General features: G+C 63.8%; 9 protein-coding genes. 3 read left to right on the forward strand and 6 right to left on the reverse strand.

Annotation, left to right across the window (positions count from 1 at the left end; all coding sequences use genetic code 11):
• Nucleotides 1-339: 339 nt before the first annotated feature.
• From ACRQFC_RS08990 to gatC, 4 genes are all read right to left on the reverse strand, one after another.
• On the reverse strand, nucleotides 340-1,524 hold the full coding sequence (locus ACRQFC_RS08990; RefSeq protein ID WP_234984537.1) for an NAD(P)-dependent malic enzyme: 1,185 nt from the start codon (nucleotides 1,522-1,524) through the stop codon (nucleotides 340-342).
• A 119-nt stretch (nucleotides 1,525-1,643) separates the two neighbouring features.
• Nucleotides 1,644-3,143 (reverse strand): Asp-tRNA(Asn)/Glu-tRNA(Gln) amidotransferase subunit GatB, encoded by a 1,500-nt coding sequence (gatB, locus tag ACRQFC_RS08995; RefSeq protein ID WP_087069775.1) that lies wholly within the window; start codon nucleotides 3,141-3,143, stop codon nucleotides 1,644-1,646.
• Nucleotides 3,144-3,146: 3 nt separating this feature from the next.
• On the reverse strand, nucleotides 3,147-4,676 hold the full coding sequence (gene gatA / locus ACRQFC_RS09000) for an Asp-tRNA(Asn)/Glu-tRNA(Gln) amidotransferase subunit GatA (protein WP_087069776.1): 1,530 nt from the start codon (nucleotides 4,674-4,676) through the stop codon (nucleotides 3,147-3,149).
• Nucleotides 4,677-4,973 (reverse strand): Asp-tRNA(Asn)/Glu-tRNA(Gln) amidotransferase subunit GatC, encoded by a 297-nt coding sequence (gene gatC / locus ACRQFC_RS09005; protein WP_284897581.1) that lies wholly within the window; start codon nucleotides 4,971-4,973, stop codon nucleotides 4,677-4,679.
• A gap of 80 nt (nucleotides 4,974-5,053) precedes the next feature.
• Between gatC and ACRQFC_RS09010 the strand changes: the two genes are divergently transcribed.
• On the forward strand, nucleotides 5,054-6,295 hold the full coding sequence (locus tag ACRQFC_RS09010; protein WP_284897579.1) for a phospholipase D-like domain-containing protein: 1,242 nt from the start codon (nucleotides 5,054-5,056) through the stop codon (nucleotides 6,293-6,295).
• 122 nt (nucleotides 6,296-6,417) lie between these two features.
• On the opposite strand, the gene ligA is transcribed toward ACRQFC_RS09010, so the two are convergent.
• A complete protein-coding gene (gene ligA, locus ACRQFC_RS09015) occupies nucleotides 6,418-9,018 on the reverse strand; it encodes an NAD-dependent DNA ligase LigA (RefSeq protein WP_284897578.1) in 2,601 nt (866 codons plus the stop codon).
• Between the two features lie 236 nt (nucleotides 9,019-9,254).
• Here ligA and ACRQFC_RS09020 point away from each other — a divergent pair, with 236 nt between their 5' ends.
• Nucleotides 9,255-9,515: a WhiB family transcriptional regulator gene (locus tag ACRQFC_RS09020; protein ID WP_016441656.1), complete on the forward strand. Its 261-nt coding sequence runs from the start codon at nucleotides 9,255-9,257 to the stop codon at nucleotides 9,513-9,515.
• A 111-nt stretch (nucleotides 9,516-9,626) separates the two neighbouring features.
• Here ACRQFC_RS09020 and ACRQFC_RS09025 read toward each other — a convergent pair whose 3' ends face one another.
• Nucleotides 9,627-11,084: a sensor histidine kinase gene (locus ACRQFC_RS09025; RefSeq protein WP_101595621.1), complete on the reverse strand. Its 1,458-nt coding sequence runs from the start codon at nucleotides 11,082-11,084 to the stop codon at nucleotides 9,627-9,629.
• A gap of 150 nt (nucleotides 11,085-11,234) precedes the next feature.
• Here ACRQFC_RS09025 and ACRQFC_RS09030 point away from each other — a divergent pair, with 150 nt between their 5' ends.
• Nucleotides 11,235-11,813, forward strand: a complete 579-nt coding sequence (locus ACRQFC_RS09030; protein WP_284897576.1) for an amino acid permease — start codon at nucleotides 11,235-11,237, stop codon at nucleotides 11,811-11,813.
• Nucleotides 11,814-11,877 lie beyond the last annotated feature (64 nt).

Here is an 11,877-nt window from a genome sequence, read left to right on the forward strand (position 1 = left end):
ACAAAAAATTCACGTAAAAAATATATTAGTCAGACACGCTATTAAGCATCCAAACACCATATCCACACCCCACACCAACCATCCACATCAAACAGACTGGTTGATCCAGGGAGAATCATTCACGCTCAAGAAGAGCAACCCCGTTAGCCTACCACCACCAAGCATTCCCAGCAAACCGGGAAGCTCGTGGCCTTGGCCACTCACAGGGATTTGTTTGCCGCTCCGGGCCCTTACCGGGCTCTCGGCGACGGATAACAAGCTTACAAGCCCACCCCGCTAGACGCAAATCAAACCAGAGAGACACCCACCACACACCCGAGGGAACCGCGTCGGAGTTTCCTAGACAGCTGCCACACTCTCGCGAACCGCCTGCGCCACCGCAGCGGCAGCCCGCTCGTCAAAGGCAGAAACGATGATGTAATCCGGATTCGCTTCCTCCCCGACCAGATCAGCGAGCGCCTTAGCCGCGGCCAGCAGCATCGTGTCACTGACCTCGGTGGCATGAGCGTCGAGCAAACCGCGGAAGATCCCGGGGAAAGCCAGCACGTTATTGATCTGATTCGGGTAGTCCGAACGGCCAGTTGCCACCACCGCGGCGTGCTCGCGCGCGATTTCGGGAGCAATTTCCGGGGTGGGATTAGCCAGGGCGAAAACGATGGCATCTTTGGCCATGGTGTCCAGAGCTGCGCCGTCGAGAATATTAGGGCCGGAAACGCCGATAAACACATCCGCACCCTGCAGGGCCGCACGCACATCGCCGTCGATCTGCCGGGGATTGGTGCGGCCCGCAACCCAGGCGTGACCGGGGTTGATTTCGCTGCGGAAGGGACCGAGAGTGCCGGCGCGGTCCACGGCAATGATGTCCCGCACCCCGTATTCCAGTAGTAAGCGAATAATCGCGGTGCCGGCGGCGCCGATTCCGCATACCACCACGCGTGCGTCTGCGGGTTTTTTCCCAACCACACGCAGCGCGGTGATGAGGGCGGCCAGCACCACAACGGCGGTGCCGTGCTGGTCGTCGTGGAAGACCGGGATATCAAGTTCCGCGCGCAGGCGTTTTTCGATCTCGAAGCAGCGCGGGGCGGAGATATCTTCCAGATTGATACCGGCATACGCAGGGGCGATGGCTCGCACCGCCGCAATGATTTCCTCGGTATCGGTGGTGGCCAGGGGCACCGGCCAGGCATCCACGCCCGCGAAACGCCTGAAGAGCGCGGCCTTCCCCTCCATGACCGGGAGGGAGGCCAGCGGCCCGATATCGCCCAGGCCGAGCACCGCGGTGCCGTCTGTCACCACGGCCACGGTATTGGATTTCACCGTGTAGCGGCGGGCCAGTTCCGGCTGGGCGTGAATCGCTTCGCAGACTTTGGCCACCCCGGGCGTGTATACCCGGGCCAGGTCCTCGCGGTTTTCGATGGCGGCCGTCGCGTGGGTTTCTAATTTGCCGCCTTCGTGGGCTGCAAAAATCTCGCGTTGGGAGGGAGGTGGCACGAACTGCTGGGCCTCACCCGAAGGCGATGCCACGTCAGATTGTTGCTCTGTCCCTGCTTGTGTTCGCGCCACCTGCGCCTCCTTCACGAGATATGCCCGGTTTCGTCCGGGTTCGCTACCGCGCCTTTTCGGCCCGGTTCACCACCGCCGCTTTACTCGGCCGCGGCGCGCTCCATAATGAGGGCGCGCACGGCACCGGCGTCGGCCTTACCGTGGGTCGCCTTCATGACGGCACCGATAATGGCACCGGCGGCCTGCACCTTTCCGCCGCGAATTTTTTCGACGACGTCAGGGTTGGCAGCCAGGGCCTCATCCACGGCCTTCTCCAGAGCTCCGCTATCGGAAACGATCTCCAGATTGCGCGCGGCAACAACCTCCTCCGGGCTGCCTTCCCCGGCGAGGACTCCCGCCAGCGCCTGGCGGCCCAGCTTGTCATTGAGCCGCCCGCTCTGGACCAGGCCGTCCAGCTCGGCAACCGCCTCCGGGGTAATGGGGGCGTCCTCGAGTTCGACGTCGTTATCCTTGGCGTAGCGGGCGATATCACCCATCCACCATTTGCGGGCTCCGGCGGGCGTTGCCCCGGCCCGGACGGTGGCGTCCACCAGATCCACCGCGCCGGCGTTGATAAGATCGCGCAATTCCTCCGGGGAAAGCTCCCACTCCTCGGTGATACGGGCGCGCTTCGCCGCCGGCAGTTCGGGCAGCCCCGCGCACACCTCCTCCACGTACTCGGGAGTGCAGATCACCGGAACCAGATCCGGTTCGGGGAAGTAGCGGTAGTCATCCGCGTCCGACTTCACGCGCCCGGCAATGGTGCCCTGGATTTCTTCCTTGTAATGGCGCGTTTCCTGGAGAATCGTGCCACCGGCAGCCAGGATGGCAGCCTGGCGGGAGATCTCGTAGCGAATGGTGTTTTCGATACCGCGGAAAGAATTGACATTCTTCGTTTCGGTACGGGTGCCGAAAGGAGCATCCGGGCTTTCCCGCAGGGACACATTGACATCCGCGCGGATATTGCCGCGTTCCATCCGCCCCTCGGAAATGCCGAGCGCCCGCACCAGTTCGCGGATCCCACGCACGTACGCGCCGGCGATCTCCGGGGCGTTCTTCCCCACCCCGGTGGCCGGATCGGAAACGATCTCAATCAGCGGCACCCCGGAACGGTTGTAATCCACCAGCGAGTAGCGCGCCCCCTGGAGGCGCCCATCGGCCCCACCCACGTGGGTGTTCTTCCCGGCGTCTTCTTCCAGATGCGCGTGTTCGATGGGGAAACGGTAGGGAGTGCCGTCGGCCAGCTCGATATCCAGGTAGCCGCCCAGGATAATCGGCTGGGCGTTCTGGGTGATCTGGTAGGCCTTGGGCAGATCCGGGTAGAAGTAGTTCTTGCGTTCGAAACGCGAGAGCTCGTTAATGCGGGAATTGAGGGCCAGGCCCAGCTTCACCGCGTATTCCACCGCCGCCTCGTTGACCACCGGGAGCGAACCGGGAAGCCCAAGGGAGACCGGCTGCACATCGGTATTGGGTTCAGCACCGAAAGCCACGGGTGCGGCGTCGAAAATCTTGGTGTGTGTGGACAGCTCCACGTGCACTTCCAAACCGATCACCGGGTCGAAACGCGCGACGGCGTCCTCGTAATTCATGAGTTCATCCATGCTTTATTCCTCCCAATCCCGCGCGGGGCAGGCAGCGGGGACGTTGTGGCCGAGCGCGGCGTCGATAGCCGCGGCCACCCGGTACATGAGGGCGTCCGCCCGGGCCGGGCTGAGAATCTGCAAGCCCACCGGCAGCCCTTCCGAGAGCCCGGCCGGCAGCGAAATACCCGGGATTCCGGCCAGGTTGGCGGGAATGGTGGCGATGTCGTTGAGGTACATGGCCAGCGGGTCGTTCGTTTTCGAGCCGAAGGGGAAGGCCACCGTGGGCGAAGTGGGCGATACGATCACGTGGCACCGGGCGAAAGCCTGCTCCAGATCACGCTGAACCAGGGTGCGGACCCGCAGGGCCGCGCCGTAGAAGGCATCGAAATTCCCGGCGGAGAGCACGTGGGTGCCCAGGATAATGCGGCGTTTGACTTCCTCACCGAAACCGGCCGCGCGGGTAGCGCGCATCACGGTTTCCGCGGTGACCGGCCCTTCTTCGGGTTCCACCCGCAGGCCGTAGCGCATCCCGTCGAAACGGGCCAGGTTGGAGGAAACTTCGGCGGGCATAATGAGGTAGTAGGCGGCCAGCGAATAGTGGAAACTGGGGCAGGAAAGCTCCACCGTTTCCGCGCCGAGTTCACGCATGCGCGCCACCGCGTTTTCGAAAGCCTCGAGCACGCCGGGCGCGTAGCCCTCCCCGTGCATTTCTTCCACGAGCCCCACCTTGAGGCCCGCGAGCGGGCGCTCCGGATCACTTCCGGCACCGTCCCAGCTCCCGGCTTCGCCGTGGCAGGCCGCCACCAGGCCGGAAGGAGTATCGGGAAGCGAGGTGGAATCGTGGGGATCGTGCCCGCTGAGCAGTTCCTGGAGCAGCGCGGCATCTTCCACGGTGCGGGTGACCGGCCCGATCTGGTCCAGCGAGGAGGCCATGGCGATCAAACCGAAGCGGGACACCGCCCCGTAGGTGGGTTTCGTTCCCACCGTTCCGGTGACCGCGGCGGGCTGGCGGATCGACCCGCCGGTATCGGAACCGAGGGCGAGCGGCACCATAAACGCACCGACGGCCGCGGCGCTCCCGCCGCCCGAACCGCCCGGAATCCGGTCCAGATCCCAGGGGTTGCGCGAGGGCCCGAAAGCGGAATGTTCCGTGGAGGACCCCATCGCGAATTCATCCATATTGGTTTTGCCCACGATAGGGAGCCGGGCTTCTTTAATTTTTACGACGACGCTAGCATCGTACGGCGGGCGCCACCCTTCCAAGATTTTCGACGCCGCAGTGGTGGGAATCCCGCGGGTGCAAATATTGTCCTTCACGGCGATAGGGATACCGGCCAACGGGTGGAGTTCCTGGCCTTCCGCGCGGGCGGCATCCACCCCGCGGGCCACCTCCAGGGCACCCTCCCGATCTACGTACAGGAAAGCGTTCACCTTCGGGTTGAGCGCCTCGATGCGATCCAGGCAGGCGGTGGTGAGTTCCACGGAGGTGATCTCCCCCGCGCGCAGCAGCGCAGAAAGTTCCGCGGCGGACTTGAGCAACAAGCTATTCATTTATTCCTCCCCCATAATGCGCGGGACGAGGAATTTACCTTCTTCGGCGGCCGGGGCCGCGGCGAGGACTTCCTCACGATCAAGGGTTTCCCCCGGAATATCGGGGCGTTTGACATTGGCCAGCGGGAGCGGATTATAGGTAAAGGGAATATCCGAGCTAACAACTTCGGATACCGCCTTCACTGCATCCTCGATGACGGAAAGCTCACCGGCCATTTTTTCAGCCTCGGCATCCGTCAGGGCGATGCGGGATAGCTCCGCTAAGCGCGCTACCTCTTCCTTAGAAAATGACGACATGGCTCAAGTCTACGCGGTTGCACCGCGCGATGGCGCACCCGTGGATTAGTGAGAAGCGGGGAGCGTCTACAATTGGCGCTATGACTGAGTGGACTTCGCGCCGGGTGCTGCGCACGGCGGGTATGCTCGCGGCCACGGCGCCTTTGGCCGCCGCGGGCGCCGTCGTCGTTGTAGATGAAATGCGCAAACGCCGCACCCCACCGGTCAGTTCTTATCCGCATCTGCCCCCGCAAGAAGTGCAGGTCGGGCGCGACCACGCGATCCTGTATACGGGCGCCGCGGATGTGTACCGCGCGATGCTCGCCGATATTAATAATGCGCGGGACCATATTTATTTCGAGTGGTTTATTGTCAAAGCGGATCACGTGGGGCACCGTTTCCGCGACGCGCTTATCGCGGCGGCGCACCGCGGGGTGCAGGTGCATGTGCTGCTGGACACCTGGGGGAATCTCAATCAGCCGCCCTCCTTCCGGCACCCGCCGCGGATCGCGAATCTGCACTGGATGAATTTCCCGCTGGTGCGCACCGGTATTTTGACCGGGCGTTCGCGCGATAAAGGGCGCGATCACCGCAAAATCTTGACGGTGGACGGGCGCGTCGGCTACGTGGGTGGCTACAATATTGGCGGCCTGTACGTGACCGAATGGCGCGATACCCACCTGCGCGTGGAAGGCCCCTCGGTGTGGGAGCTGGACGTGGCTTTTGTGGATATGTGGAATGCCTACCGCAAACGCGATCATCCCACTCTGCGCCGCGCCCTCACCCACCATTGGGATTCGCGCATGCGGGCGGTCACGAATTCCCCCGCGCATAATACTTATCCTATTTCTTCGCTGTATTTGGATGCGCTGGCGCGCTCCTCGCAGCGGGCCTGGATCACCATGGGGTATTTCATTCCGGATGCGCCCATGCTCGACGCGCTGACCGACGCGGCCGAACGCGGCGTGGACGTGCGGATTCTTATCCCCCAGTATTCCAATCATATTTATACGGATTGGGTGGGGCGACCGCATTACGAGCGGCTGCTGCGCGCCGGGGTGCGGATTTTCCTCTACCAGGACGCCATGATTCACGCGAAAACCATGACGATGGATTCCACCTGGTCTACCGTGGGCACCGCGAATATTGACCGGCTGTCCCTGCGGGGGAATTTCGAAATTAATATGTCGATTCACGATGCCGGTTTCGCGGCCGTGATGGAAAAGATTTTCGAATTCGACCTGCGGAATACCCGCGAACTCACCCTGGGGGAATGGGACCAGCGCGGCACGCTCGCGCGGGTGACCGAAAAGGTCATGGCTCCGCTCGCGCCGCTGCTGTAGCGGCGTTGTGGTAGCGGTGCTGCTGTAGTGGCACGGGGCGCGCGGCCGCAACGGGTACGACGCCGCAGCGCCGTCCCGCCGCACCGCCGCTGCACGGCGCTCGGTTTGTGCGTTGTTTAGTTTTAGGCGGGCAGCTGGCCGGTGCGCAGCAGCTCGGTGAATTCCGCTTCGCTCAGGCGCGGAATACCGAGTTCTTCGGCCTTGGCTGCTTTCGACCCGGCGTTCTCCCCCACCACCACCGCGGTGGTTTTCTTGGAGACCGAGCCGGCGGCTTTCCCGCCGTGCGTGAGGATCGCTTCCTTGACCGAATCGCGGGTATAGCCCTCCAGGGAGCCGGTAGCCACAATCGTCATGCCCGCCAGGGTTTGGGGAACCTGCTCCGCGACCGCGGTATCATCGGCGAAAACTACCCCGGCGGCTTCCCATTGCTCAATAATCTCCAGATGCCAGGGCACCTCGAACCATTCCTTAAAGGAGCGGGCGATAATCTCCCCAACCCCGTCTACCGCGGAGAGTTCCTCCACGGAAGCGGCGCGCAGCTGCGCCAGATCCGGGAACGCCGCCGCGAGCGCGCGGGCCGCGGTGGGGCCGACGTGCCGGATGGAGAGGGCCACGAGTTTGCGCCAGAGTTCTTTGCCGCGGGCTTTTTCCAGCTCGGTGAGCATGGTGAGGAGGGCTTTGCCGGGTTCGCTTTCTTTGGTGATGACGCGCTGGCCGGCGCTGCTTCCCCACGTGGGTTTGGTCCAGGCGGCGCGCACGTAGCGGTAGTCGCCGGTGGGTTGGCCGGCGTTGCGGATTTCTTTCCATACCCAGGTGGTGGCTACGTCCGCGGCTTGGACCGCGAAAAGTCCGGCTTCGCTGTGGAGCACCGGTTCTTGGGGTTCGGGAACACCCAGGCTGCGAGCCACGGCGGGCGGGATAATCACCTCGGAGTCGAGGATAGCGCCGTCGCCGTCCACAATGCCCAGGTCGCGTGCCGCTTCGCGCGCGAGGCGCAGGGTTTTTTTGCGTCCGTCCCCGCCTTCGATTTCCAGGCGGTGGCCGCTGGCGAGGGCGATGAGTGCTTCGCGGCGCCGGGCGTCCGGGTTGGTGAGCCAGAGAGCGGTTTCCTCGCCGAGGGCTTCCACGTCCAGCGCCCCGCGCGAGCCGATATGGACCACGCGTTCGGCCAGCTGGGCGGGGCAGGATTGCGCATTGGGGCAGCGCATATCCACATCGCCTTCCTGGGCGGGGGCGAGGGTGGCCCCGCAGGAGGGGCAGGCGCGCGGCATGACCCATTCGCGTTCGGTGCCGTCGCGCTCGAGGAGGACCGGGCCGACCACTTCGGGGATAACATCTCCGGCTTTGCGCACGATCACGACGTCGCCGATGCGCACGCCTTTGCGGGCTACTTCTTCGCGGTTGTGGAGGGTGGCTTGGGTGACGACCGAGCCGTCTACGAGCACGGGTTCCATGATGGCGTAGGGGGTGGCGCGCCCGGTGCGGCCCACATTGACCTGGATATCCAGGAGGGTGGTTTCTACTTCTTCGGGCGGGTATTTATAGGCGATGGCCCAGCGCGGGACGCGGGAGGTGTAGCCGAGCCCAGCCTGCGCCGCGCGGTCATTGACTTTGAGAACGGCGCCGTCGATCCCGTGGATGAGATCGTAGCGGTGGGTGGCCAGGTCCGCCACGAAAGCCTCGATATCTTCCCAGTTGGAGGCGAGTTTAGTGTACGGAGAAATGGGCAGGCCCCAGCGCGCGAATGCTTCGTATACGCCGGCCTGGGTGGAGAGTGCTTCGGCCAGGGAGGCCGGTACGCCCGCGAGCGCCCCGATGCCGTGGGCAATAAAGGAAAGCGGGCGGGAGGCGGTGACGGCCGGGTCTTTTTGGCGCAGCGAGCCGGCCGCGGCATTGCGCGGGTTGGCGAATTCGCGGCAGGAGCGGATGATGCGGTTGGCTTCGCGCACCGCTGCGGTATCCCCAATCTGTTCCGCGGCCGCGCGCTCGCGTTCGGCTGCTTCGCGGCGCTCGCGCTGCTCGGTATTGAATTGTGCGAAGTCGGCGAGGGGGAAGAAGACTTCCCCGCGTACTTCCATGACCTCCGGAATATCGCTGCCGCGCAGGCGCTGCGGAATGGCGGCGATGGTGGCGATATTGCGGGTGACATCTTCCCCGGTCACGCCGTCTCCGCGAGTGGCGGCCACGGTGAGCGCGCCGTTGTTATAGCGCAGGTTAATGGCGAGGCCGTCGATTTTTGCTTCCGCGGTGACGGCGGTGCCTGATGTCTCGGATACTCCCGGGAGCGCGGCGTACCAGGCGCGCAGATCCTCGAGGGAAAAGACATCCTGGAGGGAGTAGAGGCGTTCGCGGTGGAGCACCGGCGCGAAGGGTTGAGCATCGGGCACAGGCGTGGCGCCAAGCGTAGGTTCGGCGCTGAGTTCAGGTTCTCCACCTTGCTCCCGTCCGCTGCCGAGCTCCGGTTCAGTACCTTCATCCACCACCGCACTCGCAGCCAGCGTGGCTGCGCCGTCGTTCTGCACCGGTGCCCCGACGGCGCGGCTGGGCGAATCCGGTGCCGCGAGCTCCGGGTAGCGTGCTTCCAGATCGCGCAGCTCGTGAATGAGGCGGTCGTAGTGGTCATCCGTCATGAGCGGATCGGCCCCGGAATGGTAGGCGATCTGCGCGCGGGTCAGCGTGGGGGCAATCTCATTCCAACGGCGGCGGGCCACGTCAATGCTCATGCCCCTATTGTCCCTCACCGCCCGGTTACCTCAAACCCCCAGCGCGCGGCGGGCCACCCCATAGTCGTTTAAGCCTGGAATAACAAGTGAGTAGCCCGGAAAGGACGGGCGTTGAAATATCACACCTGTGGGCTCTTTACCGCGGCTGCGCTCTTTGCAAAGATATATGGGTCTCACATACGGCTATATCCCGCAGAGGCGGGAATGCCCCGCGCTGGCGGGGAAAAGGAGGATTCATGGATTGGCGTTCGCGTGCCGCGTGCCTGACGGAAGACCCGGAGCTTTTCTTCCCGATTGGTAGTTCGGCCTCGGCCCTGGCCCAAACGGATCGGGCCAAGCGGGTATGCCAGGAATGTACCGTCCGTGACGACTGCTTGAATTACGCCCTCGAACACAACCAGGATTCAGGCGTATGGGGTGGCACCTCCGAAGATGAACGCCGCCGGCTGCGCCGCCGCACCGCCCGCGCCCGCCGAGTGCGCGAACTTGCCTCCTAAGGCGAACCGGCCCAAACCTCACCAGCCCACGCGCAAAGCGCGTGGGCTGCGTCGTCGTTCTTAGCGCTCTGCGTCCTCGTACTTAGTTTTTACGCGCGCCGGGAGGGGAAACTATTTTTCATCCGTGGGCGGTAGCCCGGCCGTCACATTAATCGTGAGCGTGACGGTGGTGCCCCCGCCTTCCCGGGCCTCCCATTTAATGGTGCCGTGCAATTCGCCTTCCACCATGGTGCGCACAATCCGGGTGCCCAGGCCCTGCTTGACGCCGGTGGTGGGCACGCCCACGCCGTCGTCGCTCACCTGCACCGTGAGGACGTCACCTTCGCGGTCCGCGCTCACCACAATATGCCCGCCGTGCGGCAGGCCGTGTTCCACCGCATTGGAGACCAGTTCGTTGAGGACAACGGCCAGGCGGGTGGCGGTATTGGCATCCACCATTCCGAACTCGCCGCGCACCTCGGAAGAAACACGCACATCCGTGGAGGCAATATCGGTGGCCATGGTGATAAGCGGGGTGAGGACCTCGGAAAAGTCCACGATTTCGTCCACGGTTTGGGAGAGAATCTGGTGCACGAGGGCGATGGTTTCCACGCGGCGCTGCGCCTCGGAGAGCACCTCGATCACCTTTTTATCGTCGGCGCGGCGCGCCTGCATCCGCAGCAGCGCCGAAACGGTCTGCAAATTATTTTTGACGCGGTGGTTGATTTCGCGGATCGTGGTGTCTTTGCTGACCAGCTCCAATTCGCGCCGGCGCAGCTCACTAATATCGCGCGAAAGCACCACGGCGCCCACGTGCTTGCCGTCCTTCCAGAGCGGCACCGCGCGCAGGGAGAGCACCGCCCCGCGCAATTCGAGTTCGGTCATCCACGGGGCGCGCCCGAGCAGCACCACCGGCAACGCGTCATCCAGGCGGGTTTCCGCGTCAATACTCGAGGTGATTTGCTCGGCGAGCAGCTGGCCTTCGAAAGTGGAACGAATACCGAGGCGGTGCAGATTAGACACCGCATTCGGACTATTGAAAATCACCGCGCCGTCCGCATCAATATGGGTGAAGCCATCCGTGACACGCGGGGCACCGTGGCGGAACCCGCTCGGGGTGCCCTCCATGGGGAACAGGCCCTGAGTGACCATATCGAGGAGCTGCTCTTCAATTTCCTCATAGGAGGAATGCCGCAGCACCGTTTCTTTGCGCGAACGCTGGGAATACACCAGGGCGAGAACCGCGAAAGGATCCTCACCCGCCCGGCGCACCGGATAGCCTTCGTAACGCAGGCCGTGAATATAGACGGTGCCGCGCTGGCCGGTGGCGATAATCTCCCGGAATTTCTCCGAATCGGCCGGATCGAAAGTCATATTGACCACGTCATTATCGAGCGCGGTGGCGTTGGTGGCCGGGCGGCAGGCCGCCGCGATAATGAAGCGTTCATCCTGGAGCGGGGTGACCAGCACGAGGTCCGCGAAGGAAAAATCGGAGAGTAACTGCCAGTCCCCCACCAGCTGATGCAACCATTCGCGTTGCGAAGCGGAGAGCGTTTGGGACCGTTCCAAGATATGACCGAGAGATGGCATACCCCTAAGAGTAGTCGCTCGCGCGAGTACACTAGTAGTTCCGCGTTAGTTATATTCACGGCAGTGCGAGGGCCGGGCTGCGCCGGCGGTGGAGGCCGGGTGGAGCGGCGCCGCGCTGCGCCGTCGTTCTATCCACGAAGGGAAGCCCGCATGGCCGCACGCCACCACGCTTCGCCCGGCGCCCGGGCCCGCACGCGCACCGCCGCTAACCGCAACAACGTGCGTACCCGCGCCGCCGCTAACCGCACCAACGCAGGTACCCGCGCCACTTCGCACCACACCGCGCTGGCGCGCAGCCTCACCTCCCCGCAAATCGCGATGATTGCGCTATCCGGGGCGCTGGGCACGGGGCTGTTCCTCGGTGCGGGTGCCACGATTTCACTGGCGGGGCCGGCCACGATTATTTCTTACGCGCTGGCCGGGCTGCTGGCGCTGTCAGTGGTATGGGCGCTGGCGGAGATGGTCAGCGCGCATCCCGTTCCCGGCGGGCACGGCACTATCGCGGGGGCTTATCTGGGAAACCTGGGGGCTTTTGTGACGCGCTGGAATCTGGCGGTCACCTATATTGTGGCGGTAGGCGCGGAAGTGACGGCCGGCGCGAAATACCTCCAGCACTGGCTGCCTCAGCTCAATAGCGCGGTGGGCACGGTGGCCTGTTCCCTTTTTATTGTGGGGCTGAATATGGCCACGGTGCGACTGTATGGCACCGCGGAATATGAGAGTGTCTAATGGTTTGTGTGTGAGGGTGAAAACCACCTAGGAGATAAACCAGAATGACTACCGTGAAACAAGA

The organism is Actinotignum inguinis, from assembly GCF_051265835.1.
In the GTDB taxonomy this organism is placed as follows: Bacteria; Actinomycetota; Actinomycetes; order Actinomycetales; family Actinomycetaceae; genus Actinotignum; species Actinotignum timonense.